The following is a 17,293-nucleotide window of genomic DNA, read 5'->3' on the forward strand; positions in this document are numbered from 1 at the left end:
GCCCCGCCCGCTTCACCCGTATTTGGTCGTGAGTTTTCCCGACGGTTAGAACCGTCGGGAACACTCACGAGTCCTCAGAGCGTTTCGACGACCTGGTTGAAGGCGAGCCGCGGGAGGCGGTCGAACCAGGGGTTCTCGCCCGGCTTACCGATGTTGATCACGACGAGGGACTTCCACGGCTTGTCCGCGAAGAACTCCTTGTCGATGCCCGCGTTGTCGAACCCGGTCATCGGGCCCGCGGCGAGGCCGGCGGCGCGGACGCCGATGATGAAGTAGCCGACCTGGAGCAGCGAGTTCAGCTTGGCGGTCTCTTCACGGGCGGCGTCGTCCGGGGTGAACATGTCCTTCGCGCCGGGGAAGTGCGGGAACAGCTCCGGCAGGTTCTCGTGGAAGTCGGTGTCCGCGGCGAGCACGACCGTCAGCGGCGCGGTCTCGGTCTTGCCGCGGTTGCCCTCGGCCATATGCGGCAGGAGACGCTGGCGGGCTTCGTCGGTGCGGAGGACCAGCGCGCGCAGCGGCTGGGTGTTCATCGAGGTCGGGGCCCACTTCACCAGGTCATAGATGGCCTGGATCTGATCGTCGGTCACCGGCTCGTCGCTGAAGGTGTTCGCGGTGCGGGCTTCGCGGAACAGCAGGTCCTGGACGTCGCTGGGCACGTTCAGGGTTTCGGTGAAAGCAGTCATGCTCGCTCACAACGTAGTTGAGCGTTTAACTATTTCCGGTGTGGGCGGGGTCACAGCCAGCGAGTACAGGCGCAGGCACGAATAAAGCTGCCCGAACGCCATCAACCAGGGAACCAGTGCCAGCGGGAAGTCCAAGGTCAGCGCCACCGCCGCCAGCGCGAGCCCGGCGACCGAGTCGACGACCCGCACCAGGAACACCGCACGCGACCGCTTCCGGGCGACCACCGCGGTGACGAACGGCAGCCCCGCCGCCCACGTCGCGAGGTAGACGACCCAGCCGAGCAGCAGCCAGCGATCCACCTCCGCACCGGTCATCAGCCGTCCGAGCGGCCCGGCGGCCAGCGTCAGCACGACTCCCCCGCCCAGCGTCACGCCGGTGAGCAGCAGCGACGCCCGCCGCGTCCCCTGAACCCGGCCGGACGCGTACCCGGCGAGCAGGAAGCTGCCCGCGCCGTTGATGATCACCTGAAGTGGTGCCACCACCAGCCGCGCGGCTTCGAGCAGACCCACGGCCGCGAGCGAGATCAGCTGCGCGACCAGCACCCTGGCCAGCAGCAACGCCGTCGGCCGCAACGCCGCCTGCGCCGCACGCCAGCCCGCGAACGACGCCACCTCAGCCATTCCCGCCCAGCCTGGCCGCAGTGCGCGCAGTTCGGACCGCGGCAGCTGGGCGAGCCCGACGACCACGGCAGTGCAGGCGCCGACGCCCATGGCCGCGAACAGCATCGGCATCGTGACCTCACGGGCGCGCAGGAACCACGCGCCGAGCGCCACCAGCGTTCCCAGCAGATAGGAGACGTCGTTCCAGACGAGCTTCCAGAACTCCATCCGCGCGATCAGCAGCCGCCGGAGTGTCTCCTCGGCCAGCCACAGTACGACCATCCCGGCGAAGACCAGCCCGGTACCGAGGTCGCGCAGCGCCAGCGCGAAGACGACCCCTGCCGTGCCGCACAGCCCGAACGACAGGAGCGCGCTGCTCACCATCGACGCGCGGAGCCGCAGGTCGAACCGGTCCAGCACCGCGAGGCTGTCCCCCACGTACCCCGCGTGCAACGCCGTCGCGCTCACCAGCAGCGCCAGGAAGACCGCGAACACGCCGTACTCGGCGAGCCCGAGTTCCCGAGCCGCGAGCACCTGCAGCAATAGGCTCGTCCCGGCCGTGACGCCCTGCGAGACAACCGGCGCTAGAGCACGCACTAGTGCCGGACGATCCGCTTCGGCGCGTCCCGCCGGGCTTTGGCGAAGGTGAAGAGGTACCCGGTGATCGCCCCGCCGAGCAGCCCGATCTGCTCACGCAGCCGGTGCACCGCCCGCGTCTCGCGATCACGCCTGACCACCACCACTACGCCATCCGACTCGCGGATCAGCGGCGTGACCTCCGGCGCGATCGCGGGTGACGCGCAGTCGATCAGCACCAGGTCGTAGGCCGAGCGCATGGCCGCGACCGCCTTCTGCAGCAGGCTCGACCGGAAGTGGTCCAGAGTGGACTCCTGGTACTGGCCCGCCGGGATCGCCCACAGGAAGACGCGGTCACCCAGGTCGACCACCCGAGTGCAGTCGTCGGTGCGCATCGCGCCGACCGCGATCGAGGTCAGCCCGTGCGGGTCGTAGCGCAGTGCCAGCGCGTCGGACAGCCCGTGCGTGCGTACCGCGGCGTCGACGACCAGCACCCGCGCGCCGCTCAGCGCCGCGGCGGTCGCCATCTGCAGGGTGGAGGTGGTGCCGCCGTCGCCCGGCGCGCTCGAGGTGACCACCACGACCCCGCGGTCGACCGCGGTGCGCAGGCCGGACGCGGCGAACTGGTACGGCCACAGCGGCGGGCTGCCGACCTCCTTGAGCGCGGCGACCTCGGCCTCGGACAACGTCTCGATCTCGGCCAGCACCGGCTCGCCGGTCGCCGCGGCCAGCTCGTCCGCCGCCGAAACCCGGCGGTCGCGGTCGGCGCGGGCCCATGCGACGACCGCCGCGAGGAGCACGCCCAGCGCGACGCCGATCCCGAGGTCGCGCACCACGGCGCCGAGCAGGCCCGAGCCGTCGGCCACCGCCTTGTCCACAAAGGACACGCCGTCGCCGAACTGCTCGGCGGCCACCCGGACCGCGGTGGCCTGCTTGTCCAGGTCGCTGATCGTCTGACCGGCGGCCGAGTTGTTCGGGCCGCCCGCGTCCGGCGTGCTCGCCTCGACGACGTCCTTGCGCCGCGCGGCGAGCGTGTCGAGTATCTTCTGCGCCGACGCCTGCACGTCCGCTTTGGACTCGGACTGGTACGCCTTGGTCAGCGCGTCCGCGATCCGCACCGAGTTCCCGGAGTCGCCCGCGGCGACCGTGATGTCGATCGAGTCGCCGTTCGAGGACGCCTTCGCGGTGATCTGCCTGCGCAAGGTCTCCACCGAGACCGAGTTGGCCACGTTCGAGCTGGTGACCATGAGCACCCGGTCGGACACCACGAAGAGCGCGCGCTGGTTCACATACCGGACGAAGGCCGACTCGCTGCTCGCGTCGACGCCGACGACGCCCGCCTTGTCCGGCGCCTTGAGCACGATGCGGGTCTGCGCGCTGCCGCTTTCGCGGACGAACAGCGCGACCAGGACGCTCAGCAGCGCCACGACGCCGATGATCCCCAGTGAACTCCAGCGGTACCGGTGCAGTGAGTCGAGAATCTTCGGCGACGGCTGGTCGTCCATGCGGGCGTTGTCCGATCTGCGAACGGGGTGAGCGAATCGAAATATAGCAGTGCGCCCGAAACTGCTAGCGTTGCCGATCGTGAATGCCCCCGCGAAGAACGGTTATCGAGCCGCTCTGGAACGGCTGCCCGCCGCGCAGAAGACCGCCAAAGGCGCACCGGCCTACTCCCGTTTCGTCAACCGCCGCCTGGGTGGACATCTCGCGGCCGCCGCGTATCAACTCGGGATGACGCCTAATCAGGTGACCGGGGTCAGCGCGGTGTTCACGTTTTCCGGGATCGCGCTCATCGCGCTGGCCGAGCCCACCCCGCTGATCGGCCTCGCGGTCTGCCTCGCGCTGGTCATCGGGTACGCGCTCGACGCGGCGGACGGCCAGCTCGCGCGGCTGCGTGGTGGCGGGAGCGTGGCCGGCGAATGGCTCGACCACGTCATCGACGCAGGCAAGATCGCGGCACTGCATTTGTCCGTACTGGTCTGCGCTTACCGTTTCTTCGCGTTACCGGCGCCGGCATTGCTGGTGCCCATCGGCTTTTCCGTTGTCGCGACCGTCATGTTTTTCGCAATCATCCTGAACGACCAGTTGCGGCGGCGGCTCGGCGTCAAGCCGGACACCTCGGGTAAGCCGTCTGCCCTCCGTTCACTGCTGGTGATCCCGACGGACTACGGCTTGCTTTGCCTCACATTCGCGACTTTGGGCTTCCCGCGCGTGTTCTCGGTAATCTACGCTGCCCTTTTCGGAGCGAACCTGATCTTCCTGCTCGCCGCGCTGAGGAAGTGGTTTCACGACATGGAGGCACTCGAGAAGTGAGCGAGCACAGACCGGTCGTCGGCTACGCGCCCGGCGTCTACGACCTGTTCCACGTCGGGCACCTGAACATCCTCGCGCGCGCGGCCGCCGCCTGCGACCGGCTGATCGTCGGCGTGGTCACCGACGACGTCGTGCTCAAGGTCAAGGGTCAGCCGCCGGTCGTCCCGTTCGAGGAGCGGCTGGAGATCGTCCGTGCCATCCGGCACGTCGACGAGGCCGTGCCCGACCCGTACCGCGACAAGTTCGACTGCTGGGAAGCGCTGCGGTTCGACGTGTTGTTCAAAGGGGATGACTGGCGCGGTACCGAGCGCGGCCGCAAGCTTGAAGCCGACCTCGCCGGGGTGGGCGCGCGGGTCGAATATTTCCCGTACACGATCCAGACCTCCAGCACCGCCTTGCGGAAGCTGATCTCCGTGCCATCCTGAGCAGATGATCAAGCCGCGCTGGCTCGTAGCAGGCGCCGTCGTGCTGACCGGGGTCGTCACCTCGGTACTCGTGCTGATGCCGCGCGACCTCCCGGCGAACCGGCCGGGCGGCGGCGCGGCGACGCCTGCCGCGGTCGCGTTGCCCGCCACGGAGTACCCGGTGCCCGACGGCGCGCTCGTGGTCGCCCCCACCGGTGACGACGCTGCGGCGGGCACGGTCGACAAGCCACTGCGCACGGTCGCGGCGGCGGTGAAACGCGCGCCGTCCGGCGGCACCGTCGTGCTGCGCGCGGGCACGTACCGCGAAACGGTCGGCCAGGTGTCGAAGCGGCTTACGCTCCAGCCGTACCCGCGTGAGCAGGCTTGGCTCAAAGGCAGCGTCGAGGTGACCGGCTGGGCGAAGGCCGGCAAGGTCTGGCGCCACGGCGACTGGTCGCCTCAGCTGTGCCAGACCTGTTTCATCCCGGAGATCATCGACCCCGGGTACCCGCTCGCCGGTTCGCCGGACATGGCGTTCCTCGACGGCTCCCCGCTCAAGCAGGTGTCCAAATCCGACGATGTCGGTCCTGGGAAGTTCTTCGTCGACCGGCAGGCGCACGCGCTGGTCATCGGCGACGCGCCGGACGGACGGCTCGTCGAGGGCACCGTGTTCGACCGGCTGCTGCAGTTCGACTCCGCGAGCGCGGGCGGCAGCGTGTTCCGCGGGCTCGGCGTCGCGCAGTACGGGTCCAATCAGGACTACGGCAAGCGCGGCGCGATGGTCGTGGTGAACGCGCCGGACGTGACGATCGAGAACGCCACCTTCGCCTGGTCGGCGTCCAGCGGCGCGGCCGTTTTCCAGCCGGGCGGCACGGTTTCCCGAAGCTCCTTTGTGGACAACGGACTGGTCGGGCTGGTCGCGAACCGCGCCGACAACCTGCGGCTGACGGAAAACAGCTTCACTGCCAACAACCAGGAGCATTTCGCGCTGACCGGTGAGGCGATCGGCGCGGCGGGCGCGAAGATCACGCGCACACAAAAGCCTTATGTGGCCGACAACAAGTTCGTCGACAACATCGGCAGCGGCTGGTGGTGCGACCTCGGCTGCACCGACGCGACGGTCATCCGCAATCTCGCGCAGGGCAACGCGGGCAACGGTTTGTACTACGAAGTCTCGTCACGCGCGCTGATCGCGTCGAACATCTTGGTGGGCAACGGCACCCGAGGACTCAAGATCTCGAGCGCCGACCACGTGCGCGTCTTCCACAACACCTTCACCGGGAACCAGGTCGCGCTCGGCATCTACAACGACAAGCGCGACCCGGACCCGTTCAGCTCCGAACACGGGCTCAGCTGGCTGACCGCCGACACCGTGCTGGTCAACAATCTCTACGCGCACGGTGAACCGGTCATCGAATCGGCGGACTACAAGGACGGCCCCGCGAAGAACCCGCCGTTCGTGTCCGTGAGCGACGGCAACGCGTACCTCCGATCGGGTGACGGCTCACTGGTCGGCTGGTACCTCGGCGGTGGCCGCTCGGCGAGCTACAGCACGGCGCGGGAACTGTTCAGCGCTACCGGGCGTGACGAACACAGCCTCGACCGGATTGTCACTTCGTCACCGTTCCACGACCCCGACCACGGGGATTACTCCCTTCGGCCGGACGCGCCCGGCGTTCGGGCGGGCCGCCCACTACCCGGAGACATCGCCGCGGTGCTCGGCATCACAGCCACCGTTACCCCGAACGCGGGCATCCTGCCTCGCTGAGCGGGACGGATCAGATCGACGCCTGTGGTGACCCAATGACAACTCCGTCCGCGTCGACCGCCCGAATGTAGTAACTACCTCCCCCAGGAGCGTCACGGTCGAGGTAACTCATCTCGGGCAGCTCCCACGGCCGCGACGGCTGCGTCTCCTCGTAGATCGGCCCGGAAACGCCGACCCGGTACACGCGGTAAGTGAGGTCGGAGTTCTGCGCGTCCCAAGTGCCTGTCCAGGTGACCAGGACACTGCCCTCGTCGTCCTTCTCCAGCGACGGCGCGCGGAACGGCGTCTGCGGGCCCTTGTTGACCGCGCCGGGCACGCCACGGGCCGCGAAGCGCACGAGTCCCTGCTGTGCCTTGCCGTTGACGGTCGTGAACTCGCCGCCGGCGACCACGTACCGGTCGGTCGAGTCGAGCGCCCAGGTGCCGTTCTTCCAGTAGCTGTCCGCCGGTCCGGCGTTCGTGTTCGGGAACCAGGGCAGCATCTCCGGGATCGGGTCGCCCGCGTGCACGGTGTTCACGTCGGCCGCCGCCTCGCCGGTCGCCGCCGCGGTCTCCGCGACGAGCCGGTAGTAGTCGATCGGGCCGTTCTCGGGAGCCGCGTTGATGGCCGAGCAGTCATGCGTGTGCGAGGCGCTGTAGAGCACGCCCCGGCTCACCGTCACCGCCTGGGTGTCGCCGTAGCAGCCGTCGCTCCAGTTCAGGTTGCCGCTTTCGATGTCGACGGCCACCCGGCCCTCGTAGCGGACGTCCGGGCCGATCGAGTTGAAGCCGCCCGCGTACGCGGTGGTGCCGTCGGTGACGATGTCGGTGATCACGTCGTTCACGCCCAGCTTGTTGTTCCACGGAGCGTCGGCGCCGGTGTACGCGTCGACCGCGTTCCACCCGTGGTGGCTGACCCCGTTGACCTTGTCGAACTGCCCGCCGATCAGCACCCGCCCGAACTCCGGCGCCGGTGCCAGCGCGTAGACCTCGGCGTCGGCCGTCGGCGCCCAGTCGCGCATGGTCCCGTCGAAGGCGAACGCCGCGAGCTTGTCCCGGTTGACGCCGTTGACCTTCCTGAAGCCACCGCCCGCGTAGACCGTGTCCTGGGTGACCGCGATGCCGCGCACCCGGCCGGCGACAGCGGGCTTGAAGTCGAGCGCGAGCGCGCCGTCGTCGATGTCGAAGGCGGCGAGGCGCGAGCGCCACTGGCCGTTGATCTTGTCGAAGTCACCGCCGACGTAGATCCGGGTGTTGTCAGGCGACTTCTTGATGCGGAAGACCGTGTCACAGACATAGGTGTTGGTGCCGACGGTCTTGCAGAACGGGCCCGGGTTGGTGGCCGAGGTGTACTGCGTGCCGCTGACATCCGGCGCCCACGGCAGCAGCTTGCCGGTGCTCAGCGAGAACGCGAGCAGGTTGTGCCGGTCGACCTCGCCCGCCCCGCCAGGCCCGACGCCCGCCGGGCGTGCCTTCGAGAACCGGCCGCCCGCGAACACGGTGTCGCCGACGATGGCGACGGAGAACACGATCCCGTCCACCTGTGGCGCGGCCATGGCGCCCGCGGTGACCGGGGTGGGGAGGTCGGCGGCGGTGGCGGGAACCGCGGTGGCGAGCGCGGCACCGGTCAGGAGCGTGACCAGCGCACACGCCTGCTTCCGTATGCGGAACATGCGGATTTCCTTTTACTTCGGTGGGGGTTGGGGAGGTTCTAGCGGTTCAGCCGCAGCGCGAGCTGCTCATACTTTTCGGCGACGCTGTCCCACTCGTACCGGCCGAGCGAGGCGACCTGGTCACGGCCGCGGCTCGTCGTCGCGGCGGGGTCGGACTCGGCGGCGTCGCAGAGCGCGGCAAGTTCGCTCGGCCGGGTGAAGTAGCGGCCGTGCTCGCCGAGCACCTCCCGGTTGAAGGAAACGTCGAAGGCCGAGGTCGCGGCGCCCGCGCCCATCGCGCGCAGCAGCGAGGGGTTGGTGCCGCCGACCGAGTGACCGTGGATGTAGGTGAGCGCGTTGCCGTAGAGCTGGTCGAGCAGGTCCTGGTCCCAGACCGAGCCGAGCAGCCGGACGTTGCCACGTGCGGCGAGCGCCTTGATCTTGGCCGTGTACTTGTCGGCGTACGGTGCGGCGCCGACCACGATCAGCGGGCGCTCGGCGCCACTTTCGAGATAACCCTCGACGGCCAGGTCGACATGGTTTTCCGGCTCGAATCTGGCGACCACCAGGTGATAGCCGCGGCTCGTCACACCGAGCTCGGCCAGCCGTTCCGCACCAGGGTTGCCGAGAATCGGCGCACCATAAGGAATGTAGTCCGTCGGCACGTGAAAACGCCGGGAATAGTAGTCCTGAATCCCGACGGCGTCGGCGATGAGCGCGTCCGACCAGCGCACGGCGAGCGCTTCGGCGCCGCGGTAGTAGCGGCGGCCCCATGTCCCCCACTTGGCACGTTTCCACTCGAGACCGTCCACATGTGTGACCACCGGAATGCGCCGCGCCCGTAGTACCGGCAGCAAGGGCGCGTTCGCGGCGTTGAAGACAAAGGCGACGTCAGGCCGATGCCGCACAGCATGCACCACCGAAAGCGCGGTATGGCTCAGTGTTTCGAGGATTTTGTTCCGCAAAGCGGGCAAAGTGATCAAGCGCATGCCCTGGTACTCACCGAAGGACCCATCCGCTTCGCCCTCCGCCGGGGGACGGCGGCAATACACGGTGACCTCGTGACCGAGCTTGACCAGCCGATACCCGACTTCCTCGATGCACGTTTCAAAGCCGCCGTAACGCGCCGGAACACCGCGCGTGCCTATCATCGCAATGCGCATCCGTCACCGATCGGGTCAAGTTCACCGGAATCCGTCACCCGTTCAGCACAACGCCGACCTGGTGGTCTGGACTGGACCCGGTCGGCGTCACACGTATGAGTGCCAGCATAGTAATATCAGCGATCGCCTCCGGTGTTACACCGATCGCGGGATTCGTCTAGTCCAATCGGTCAATTCGAGGGAACCCCATGAGCTTCACCGGCGCGCGGGACCGCATTTCGGCGGCGGGCCGCACGGGGAATCCCGGGGCGATCTGGCCGGTCGCGTGCGTACTCGCGTTGGTCGTGGCCAGTGACTACAAATTCCGGCTTCGCGCCAACGACCAGGCGGTCACCGGGAACGCCGACCTGTTCGTGCTCGCCGAAATCGGAACTTACGGACTGGTCGCGGTCTTCCTTTTCGTCCGGTTCCGGCCGGACACCTGGGTGCGCCGCCCGGATGTGGTGACGTTCCTCTCTTATGCGTACGCGCTCATACTCGCGGGCTCGGCATTGTATTCGCCTTACCTGAAGCTCGCGCTGGTCAGGGGCGCCCAGGTGCTGGTCGTGCTGGCGTTGTCACGCGCACTGGCCCGGCACGCCACACCGGCGGCCATGCACCGCGTCGCGCACGGGTTCTTCGTCCTGATCGCGGGGTCGGTGCTGTTCGGCCTGCTGGTGCGCTTCCCTCAGGGCAAGCTGCAGGCAGGCCGGTTCACCTGGCTGTACGTGCACCCGGTCGAGGCAGGCGAGATGCTGGCGATCGCCGTGGTGCTGCTCGCCGGGTACGTGCTCGCGCACGGACTGGAGCGCACCGGGCCGCTTTGGCCGCTCCCGGTCTACCTGGTGCTGCTGGCGATCTGCGCGGGCGGCTTGGTCGCGACCAAGACCAGGGGCGCGGTGATCGGCGCGATCGTCGGCGTGCTCCTGGTGGTCTGGACCAGATGGCGCGGGCAGCGCAAGGTCGAAGCGGGCGTGGTGCTCGCGGTCGTGCTGATCACGGTCGCGCTGAGCAGTTCGTCGGCCATCGAGTCGTTCTTCGCGCGTGGCGAGACGCTGGCGAAACTGTCCACCTTGAACTCACGGACCGACCTCTGGGGCTACGCGTTCGAACTGTTCCCCCAGCATCCCCTGTACGGCTTCGGGCTGACCGCGTCACGCGGGCTGTTCCTGGAGAGCATCGGGCTCGGCGGCGGGCACAACGCGCTGGTCAACCTGTTGATGGACACCGGGATACTCGGCGCGGCCTGCTGGCTGGCGTTGCTCGTCGCCGTGCTGCTGGCGGCGCGGCGGCTCAGCCTGCCGGTCGAGCGCATGCTGATCCTTTCGGTACTGCCCGCGATGATCGCGAACTCGGTCTTCACCGAGGGACTGGGCGCACCGGCCAACGTCGGCTGCACCTGGCTGTTCGTGCTCGCCGCCTGGGTCAACGTCGCGAGGCGCGCGTGAAAATCCTGATGGCGCACGCCTCTGCGGAGTTGTACGGATCGGACCGGGTGTTCGCCGAATCCGTGCAAGCGTTGCGCGACGCGGGCCACGACGTCGTCGTCACCCTGCCTCAGGACGGACCGCTCGCCTCGGCGCTCGGCGACGTCACCCTCTGCCCGGTTCCGGTGCTGCGCAAGGCGGCGCTGCGGCCATCCGGGCTCATCGGCTTACTCCGGGAGACGGCAGCGAGCCTGCGCCCGATGGTCCGTCTGATCCGGACACACCGCCCGGACGTGGTGTACGTCAACACGGTCACCGTGCCGCTGTGGCTGCCGCTGGCGCGCTTGTCCGGCGCCAGGGTGCTCGCGCATGTCCACGAGGCCGAAGACGGTGTCGCGACGCCGATCCGGGCCGCGCTGGCCGCACCACTGCTCGCCGCGCACACCGTCGTGGTGAACAGCCTCGCGACCGGCGAGGTGCTCCACCGCTCGCTGCCCGCGCTGGCCGCGCGAACCCGCTTGATCTACAACGGGGTTCCCGGGTCACCCGTGACGCCTGTGCCGGGCGCGGGGCCGCGGATCGTGCTGGTCGGGCGGATCTCGCCGCGCAAGGGCACCGACGTCGCCGTGCGCGCGCTGGCGCTGCTCAAGCGGGACGGAATCGACGCGACGCTGGATCTGGTCGGGTCGATCTTCCCCGGCTACGAGTGGTTCGCCGAGGAGATCGACGCCTTGATCCAAGCCGGGAACCTGGCCGGTTCGGTGCGGCTGAGCGGTTTCCGCGACGACGTCTGGGACGCCTACGCCCACGCGGACGTCGCGATCGTGCCGTCGCGGGTCGAGCCGTTCGGCAACACCGCCGTCGAGGCCCAGCTCGCCGGGGTGCCGGTGATCGTCACGGACGCGCAGGGACTGCCGGAGACCGTCGATCATGGACGCCGCGGCGCGGTCGTCCCGGCCGGTGACGCCGAGGCGCTGGCGGCCGAGCTGCGCAAGGTCTTCGAAAACCTTGACGTGGCAAAGGAAAAAGCCCGGCTGGCCGCTTACGAGGCCACCGGGCTCTTCGCACCCCAGCGCTACCGCGCCGAGATCGTTTCCCTGCTCAGTACGCTCCCTCGCCGCCGACCACGGCGCGCACGGTCTTCCAGAGGATGACCATGTCCAACGCGAGTGACCAGTCCTCGACGTAACGCAGGTCGAGCCGGATGCTCTGGTCCCATGTGAGGTCGCTGCGGCCGCTGACCTGCCACAACCCGGTCAAGCCCGGCTTCACCAGCAGACGGCGGCGCGCGTCGGAGCCGTACTTCTTGGTCTCCTCCGGCAGCGGCGGGCGTGGCCCGACGAGTGACATCTTTCCGGAAAGGACGTTGAACAACTGGGGCAGCTCGTCGAGCGAGTACCGCCGCAGCATCGAGCCGACCTTGGTGATGCGGGGATCCTGGCGCATCTTGAACAGCGGCCCGGCGCCCTCGTTGTCCTTCTCCAGAGATTTCCGGACCTTGTCGGCGTCGGTGATCATCGTGCGGAACTTGAACATCGTGAACGAGGCACCGTCACGGCCGACCCTGCGCTGCTTGTAGATGACCGGGCCACGGTCGTTCAGCTTGATCGCCAGCGCGACCAGCAGCAGCAACGGGGACAGCACGGTCAGCAGCAACGCCGACGCGCACCGGTCGACGAACTCCTTCACGAGCCGCCTGCCGCCGGTGAACCGCGGCGCGGTGACCCGCAGCAGCGGCATGCCGAGCACGCTCGAGACGTTCAGGCGCGGGCCCGCGACCTCCATCAGCACCGGCGCGACCACCATCTCCGCCGACGTGCCCTCGAGATCCCAGGCGAGCTGCTGCAGCCGCTGCGGGGTCCAGTACTGGTCGGCGGTCACCGCGACCACGCGGTACCCGCCGCGGCGCACGTGCTCGGCCAGCTCGTCGAGCCTGCCGACCACCGGCACGCCGTCGACCTCACCGGTGTCGCGTTCCGAACCCGTTCCGCTGAACGTGCAAGCGGCCTCGACCCGCCAGCCCACATGGGGTTCGGTGCGCGTGCGGCCGATCAGGTCGGCCACCGTGTCCGGGGCGCCCGCGGCCATCACCGGCAGCAGGCAGCGGCCCTGCCTGCGCTGGCGGTGCAGCACCTGACGCAGCAGATACCGTTGCGGGAAGGTGATCAGCGCGATCACCGGCACCACGATGAACACCCACGGCTGCACGTCCAGCGCGCCGAACAGCAAGCCGCCCAACGCGACCAGCACCGCCGCGGTGACCAGTCCCCTGCCGAGCCTGCGGTACTCCTCGGCGCCCTCACCGAGCACCCGCGGGCTCCACGCGCGGCTGGCGGGCAGCGCGCAGAGCACGGCGGCGATGGTGCCGATCGCGTGCATGTTGTGCAGTTCCAGCTTGTCGATGATCGCCGCGCTGATCGCGATCACCACCACTGTCGCCAGTACGTCGGCCGCGATGACCCAGGCGCGATAGTGGGCTTCCCAAGCCGTCGAAGGTGTTTTCCGCGAGCCCGCCTCGCTGACCACCGCACGCGGGGTCCGCTTGGCAGGCCGGGGAATCTGGTGAAGGTCGATATGCGGAATCGCCTCACCCACTGGTGAAGATGACCGCACCGACTCTTCCATCGGACCTCCTGCGTCGTTCACTACCGGATACACGCCGCAAATCTCGAGTTAACCCCAAAACCAACTACAGAGAGTTATCAATCCCCGTACGCCGTCGGTCACCTAATGGGCGACACTCGCCAAGGTATCGGCGCCCCTCGCGACAGCGTTACAGGCGTCACAAAAGGGTTTCGGCATCCCAAGCAGCGAAATGATCACCGGGAAGATAACGAGAAGATGACGGCCAGTGATCAACCGCTCGAATTCAACAGCTACACAATGTAGTCGGAAAATCAATGACTCCGCCATCACCCGCCTGCCCCCGGCGGCTCACCCAGCGTCCACTACTCCAGTCAGGTGACAAACCCTCTTCATTCCACAATGGACACTGCGCTGAGTAGAGTTTCCACAGTGGACAAAGCGGGCGGGCAGGCGCCCGATCACGCCGGCCGGACTGTCCAACGAGCCATCGCACGGGTGGTGACGTTCACCACCGGAAGTTCCCGGTACGAATTTTCCGTCGCAGCCGCGAACGTCCAAAGTGCCCTGTGCGCGTGTCCTGCGTCACGTCCATCGACGCCCGGGCACACCTCTTGCGACATAAATTTCTCGCGCCGAGAGAATTTTGTTGACCTTCATGCAGTACGCCCGGATGCCACGGTGAGCCGCAACCGGCAGAGGAGTGAAAGGTGAGCACCTCACCACGAGCGTGGAATGCCCGTCACAGAGGCACTTCATCACGCCCTCGTCACCGGATCTGCAAGTTGCAGATCCGGCGGGCGCTGAAAAACCGGCCCCGGAAACACCAAAGCCCCCGGACTCGAGGAGTCCGGGGGCTTTGCTGCTGTGGGCGATACTGGGATCGAACCAGTGACCCCTTCGGTGTGAACGAAGTGCTCTCCCGCTGAGCTAATCGCCCGCTCGCGGTGTGAAACACACTCTAGCGGACGACTTTTGGACTCCGGCAAAGGGGTGGTTCAAAGCGTGCACGGACCGCGCTGCCCTGGCCACGGAGCGAACAACACAGTGCTAGCGAGGGTTGTGCGGTGCACCCATCCGGGCAGCGACGTTCGACATTCGTGCGACGGTGCTATCGCGGGCCGGATAAACCGAGCAAGATGTATCGAGGACGACCTCAGGGGTGCATGCGAAGGCCTGCGCGTCGAGGGTGATGATGGGGTGAGGACCGGCGCTACGCCCCCGTACGGGTGATCTAGACCAAACCCGCGAGCGGAACAGCGTTTCGGTACGTCTCTCCATTAGCACTCGGTCGACCGGGCCGGGAAGGGAGAAGAAGGGTAGGACGATGCGCAACGATCACGTGACGCTCCGCTCGACGGCGGTCTTCGACCTGCTGGCCCCGCGGACGCCCGCGGTTCCGGTGAAGGTGGAGCTGCGATACGACACCCGCGACCCATACGCCGTAGTCGCCGCCTTCCGCACCGGACGCGCCGGCTGGGTCGAATGGGTCTACGCCCGCGACCTCCTCGCCGACGGCCTCCTCGCCGACGCAGGCGACGGCGACGTCCGCATCCGCCCCTCGGTCGAAGACCCCGAGTCGGTGCTCATCGAACTCAACTCCCCCTCCGGGCACGCGATGTTCGAAGCCTCCGCCCAGGAGCTCGCCGACTTCCTCGACCGCACCTACGACGTCGTGCTCCCCGGCAACGAGCACCTCTGGGTCGACGTCGACGACGCGCTGACCCACCTCATTCCCAACGATTTGAGCTGATGACGCGCCTGCGACACCGAAAGGCCACCCCCCTGTCACAGGCGTTTCCGGGGTGGGATATTGTTTTCACACACCACGGCGACGGGCTTCCGGAACCGAGGTAGTGCGGATGTAGCGCAGCTGGTAGCGCATCACCTTGCCAAGGTGAGGGTCGCGGGTTCGAATCCCGTCATCCGCTCGGAAGGCCCTCTCGGGCCTTGCACGGTGGAGTGGCCGAGAGGCGAGGCAACGGCCTGCAAAGCCGTGTACACGGGTTCGAATCCCGTCTCCACCTCGCGCGATTAGCTCAGCGGGAGAGCGCTTCCCTGACACGGAAGAGGTCACTGGTTCAATCCCAGTATCGCGCACCATACGTTTTCGCAGGTCAAAGCCCTGTCCCTCCTCGTGAGGGATGGGGCTTTACTGTTGGAATGGCGATAATCCGGTGATGACTTTCGTCGCCGTTTGATACCAATTGCCGGGTCCCTCGATACCGGTCACTGTGAGGGTCCCCGCCGCGGCGCGATTGGATTACGCCGCCGTGTTGGGCACCGATCGTTCCCTTTCTGCGCAGCGTCCTACTGGAACGGCCGCGCGCGAACTGGTTTGATGTCCGGGTGCTCTGGTTCGACCACCGGGATCTGCGGCCGCACCCGAACGACGAGTGGTACACCTGGGGTCGGGATCGGGTCGGCGAAGTGCGCGATCTGGAGTACTCGCCGGAACGGGTGATCGGCACGGTCGAATCCTTCGTGGTCCGGTTGACCTGCCGGGATGGTCGCCTGGCCGGCGACTGTTCCTGCGGCTGGGAGCAGCTGCGGAATTTCTGCGAGCACTGCGTCGCGGTCGGGCTGGCGGCACTGGCGCGCGAACCAGCGGAAGAATCCTTGGCAGCGGAGCCCCTGGCGGAGGAGCCAGCGGACGTGCCTGCCTACCTGGGGAATGCCGACCGGGCGACATTGGTGGACCTGCTGACGGGATTGGCGGACACCGATCCCGCTGTGCATCAGTTGTTGTCACTCCGCGCCGCCGGAGGCGCGGCGCCGAATGCGGACGACCTTCAGGAATTGGTGGACACGCTGGTACGTGCGAGGAACGTGGAGATTGACGACATACCCACGCTGACCCGCTCCGTGGACCAGATTCTGCACACTCTCCGGGTGGTCGCGATCGACCACCCGCAGCTGGTGCGCCCGCTCTATCAGCAGGCGCTCCGTTCCCTGGCAACCAGTTGCGCCCCGGACGACTACAGGGTCGCCTCTGTCGTGAACGCCGCGATGTCGCGCGTGGCCGAGGCGCTCGTAAAGGTGTGCCGTGCCGCGCCGCCGGACCCAGCCGAACTCGCCCAATGGCTGGTCGACCTCCAGCTCGATGCCGCCGCGGGCGATCTGGCGGTCACGGATTTCGCCGACGCCCTCGGCGACACCGGACTCGCGCGTTATCAAGCGCTGCTTGAGCAGCAGCTCGTCGAGGACGCGGACCCCGGCGACTACGAGGCCGCGGCGCGTGCAGACGATCGCCGCGAGAAGATCTTCGAGCTACGCGAGACGTTCCTCGCGAAGATCACCGGGGATGTCGACGACCTGATCACGCTCTACACACAGGACACATCGACCAACTACCGGCGGCACGTCAAGATCGGCAAGGACCTGCGGGCGGCGGGACGGCTCGACGACGCCATCCGGTGGCTCATCTTCAGCCGCAGCGAGGCGACCCGCAGACAGCTCGGCCTGACCGAACCGTTCGGCCTGACCGACCTGCTCGCCGATATCTACACCCAGACCGGCCGGCACCAGGAAGCCGCGAGAGCCCGCTGGGCAGCCTTCGAACAAAACCCCACCGACACGACCTACTTCGCCCTCCTGCGAGCCGCCGAGCCACTCGACGCTGTGGACTACGCGAAGAACCGCGCGATGACCTTCCTGCACACCCGCGCGACAGCCCGGGCCAAGCATGCCGATCCGCTCGTAACGATCCTGACCGCCATCGGCGACGTCGACCAGGCGTGGGCTGCGGCGCATGAATTCCGGTGCAGCGACAACGTCCAGTTCCTCGTCGCCAGGCGACGCGCCTCCAAGCACCCCGAGGACGCTATCCCCTTCTACGAGCGCGAAGTCGAGGCCAAGATCGACCGCAAACAGCAAGGAGCGTACAGCTCGGCAGCCAGACTGCTCACCGTCCTGAAGTACCTACACCACCGCGCAGGCACGGACTTCGACACGTACCTCGCCCACGTCAAGGCCAGACACCGCCGCAAATCCGCTTTTATGGAAGCTCTGGCGAAAACCGGGCTGTGAACGAACTGTTCGGCTGAGGGCTGACCTTCAACACCCTGCGGTCAGCGCCGTCGTGACGTCGTTCAGAACAGGCGCGTGAGCCAACCGACGAATCGCTGCGATCCTTGGCTGTGAGCGGCCTGGAACTGCTCGACACCC

Annotated in this window: 13 protein-coding genes and 4 tRNA genes; 10 read left to right on the forward strand and 7 right to left on the reverse strand. The window is 67.7% G+C overall.

All coding sequences use genetic code 11. The features are described from left to right. Positions 1-74: 74 nt before the first annotated feature. From ACFV15_RS25980 to ACFV15_RS25990, 3 genes are all read right to left on the reverse strand, one after another. The gene (locus ACFV15_RS25980) at positions 75-683 is read right to left on the reverse strand and encodes a malonic semialdehyde reductase (protein WP_378353206.1); all 609 of its coding nucleotides are present in this window, start codon (positions 681-683) and stop codon (positions 75-77) included. Positions 684-689: 6 nt separating this feature from the next. Continuing rightward, positions 690-1,817, reverse strand: a complete 1,128-nt coding sequence (locus tag ACFV15_RS25985; RefSeq protein ID WP_378353251.1) for a hypothetical protein — start codon at positions 1,815-1,817, stop codon at positions 690-692. A gap of 62 nt (positions 1,818-1,879) precedes the next feature. Continuing rightward, a complete protein-coding gene (locus ACFV15_RS25990) occupies positions 1,880-3,364 on the reverse strand; it encodes a cell shape-determining protein (protein WP_378353207.1) in 1,485 nt (494 codons plus the stop codon). Positions 3,365-3,443: 79 nt separating this feature from the next. Here ACFV15_RS25990 and ACFV15_RS25995 point away from each other — a divergent pair, with 79 nt between their 5' ends. Genes ACFV15_RS25995 through ACFV15_RS26005 form a run of 3 tightly spaced genes read left to right on the forward strand, consistent with a single transcriptional unit; the run spans position 3,444 to position 6,344 of the window. Next, positions 3,444-4,172 carry a CDP-alcohol phosphatidyltransferase family protein gene (locus tag ACFV15_RS25995; protein WP_378353252.1) on the forward strand — a complete coding sequence of 243 codons (729 nt, stop codon included), beginning with the start codon at positions 3,444-3,446 and terminating at the stop codon, positions 4,170-4,172. Continuing rightward, the gene (locus ACFV15_RS26000) at positions 4,169-4,597 is read left to right on the forward strand and encodes an adenylyltransferase/cytidyltransferase family protein (RefSeq protein WP_378353208.1); all 429 of its coding nucleotides are present in this window, start codon (positions 4,169-4,171) and stop codon (positions 4,595-4,597) included. The genes ACFV15_RS25995 and ACFV15_RS26000 overlap by 4 nt, the downstream gene beginning before the upstream one ends. 4 nt (positions 4,598-4,601) lie before the next feature. Beyond that, positions 4,602-6,344, forward strand: a complete 1,743-nt coding sequence (locus ACFV15_RS26005) for a right-handed parallel beta-helix repeat-containing protein (RefSeq protein ID WP_378353209.1) — start codon at positions 4,602-4,604, stop codon at positions 6,342-6,344. Between the two features lie 10 nt (positions 6,345-6,354). Here ACFV15_RS26005 and ACFV15_RS26010 read toward each other — a convergent pair whose 3' ends face one another. Further along, complete coding sequence (locus ACFV15_RS26010; protein WP_378353210.1) at positions 6,355-7,995, reverse strand: hypothetical protein; 1,641 nt, start codon at positions 7,993-7,995, stop codon at positions 6,355-6,357. Positions 7,996-8,033: 38 nt separating this feature from the next. After that, positions 8,034-9,125 carry a DUF1972 domain-containing protein gene (locus ACFV15_RS26015; RefSeq protein ID WP_378353211.1) on the reverse strand — a complete coding sequence of 364 codons (1,092 nt, stop codon included), beginning with the start codon at positions 9,123-9,125 and terminating at the stop codon, positions 8,034-8,036. Between the two features lie 200 nt (positions 9,126-9,325). Here ACFV15_RS26015 and ACFV15_RS26020 point away from each other — a divergent pair, with 200 nt between their 5' ends. Then, positions 9,326-10,564 (forward strand): O-antigen ligase family protein, encoded by a 1,239-nt coding sequence (locus ACFV15_RS26020; protein ID WP_378353212.1) that lies wholly within the window; start codon positions 9,326-9,328, stop codon positions 10,562-10,564. Further along, complete coding sequence (locus ACFV15_RS26025) at positions 10,561-11,697, forward strand: glycosyltransferase (RefSeq protein WP_378353213.1); 1,137 nt, start codon at positions 10,561-10,563, stop codon at positions 11,695-11,697. The genes ACFV15_RS26020 and ACFV15_RS26025 overlap by 4 nt, the downstream gene beginning before the upstream one ends. Here ACFV15_RS26025 and ACFV15_RS26030 read toward each other — a convergent pair. After that, complete coding sequence (locus tag ACFV15_RS26030) at positions 11,645-13,168, reverse strand: sugar transferase (RefSeq protein WP_378353214.1); 1,524 nt, start codon at positions 13,166-13,168, stop codon at positions 11,645-11,647. The two genes, ACFV15_RS26025 and ACFV15_RS26030, sit on opposite strands and share 53 nt — an antisense overlap. Before the next feature lie 826 nt (positions 13,169-13,994). Continuing rightward, positions 13,995-14,066: transfer RNA gene (locus tag ACFV15_RS26035), tRNA-Val, on the reverse strand. 387 nt (positions 14,067-14,453) lie between these two features. Between ACFV15_RS26035 and ACFV15_RS26040 the strand changes: the two genes are divergently transcribed. From ACFV15_RS26040 to ACFV15_RS26060, 5 genes are all read left to right on the forward strand, one after another. After that, complete coding sequence (locus ACFV15_RS26040) at positions 14,454-14,879, forward strand: SsgA family sporulation/cell division regulator (RefSeq protein WP_020672550.1); 426 nt, start codon at positions 14,454-14,456, stop codon at positions 14,877-14,879. A gap of 105 nt (positions 14,880-14,984) precedes the next feature. Beyond that, a tRNA-Gly gene (locus ACFV15_RS26045) sits at positions 14,985-15,057 on the forward strand. A 25-nt stretch (positions 15,058-15,082) separates the two neighbouring features. Beyond that, positions 15,083-15,153 (forward strand) — tRNA-Cys (locus ACFV15_RS26050). A gap of 1 nt (position 15,154) precedes the next feature. After that, positions 15,155-15,229 (forward strand) — tRNA-Val (locus ACFV15_RS26055). Positions 15,230-15,475: 246 nt separating this feature from the next. Further along, positions 15,476-17,155 carry a DUF6880 family protein gene (locus ACFV15_RS26060; protein ID WP_378353215.1) on the forward strand — a complete coding sequence of 560 codons (1,680 nt, stop codon included), beginning with the start codon at positions 15,476-15,478 and terminating at the stop codon, positions 17,153-17,155. Positions 17,156-17,293 lie beyond the last annotated feature (138 nt).

The sequence above is a fragment of the Amycolatopsis sp. NPDC059657 genome, assembly GCF_042734395.1.
In the GTDB taxonomy this organism is placed as follows: Bacteria; Actinomycetota; Actinomycetes; order Mycobacteriales; family Pseudonocardiaceae; genus Amycolatopsis.

Excerpts from the sequence above, each read along its gene's own strand:
- ACFV15_RS26005 (WP_378353209.1), top strand. The coding sequence starts at position 4,602 with ATGATCAAGCCGCGCTGGCTCGTAGCAGGCGCCGTCGTGCTGACCGGG.
- ACFV15_RS26040 (WP_020672550.1), top strand. The coding sequence starts at position 14,454 with ATGCGCAACGATCACGTGACGCTCCGCTCGACGGCGGTCTTCGACCTG.
- ACFV15_RS25980 (WP_378353206.1), bottom strand. The coding sequence starts at position 683 with ATGACTGCTTTCACCGAAACCCTGAACGTGCCCAGCGACGTCCAGGAC.
- ACFV15_RS26010 (WP_378353210.1), bottom strand. The coding sequence starts at position 7,995 with ATGTTCCGCATACGGAAGCAGGCGTGTGCGCTGGTCACGCTCCTGACC.
- ACFV15_RS26015 (WP_378353211.1), bottom strand. The coding sequence starts at position 9,125 with ATGATAGGCACGCGCGGTGTTCCGGCGCGTTACGGCGGCTTTGAAACG.
- ACFV15_RS26030 (WP_378353214.1), bottom strand. The coding sequence starts at position 13,168 with ATGGAAGAGTCGGTGCGGTCATCTTCACCAGTGGGTGAGGCGATTCCG.
- ACFV15_RS25990 (WP_378353207.1), bottom strand. The coding sequence starts at position 3,364 with ATGGACGACCAGCCGTCGCCGAAGATTCTCGACTCACTGCACCGGTAC.
- ACFV15_RS26020 (WP_378353212.1), top strand. The coding sequence starts at position 9,326 with ATGAGCTTCACCGGCGCGCGGGACCGCATTTCGGCGGCGGGCCGCACG.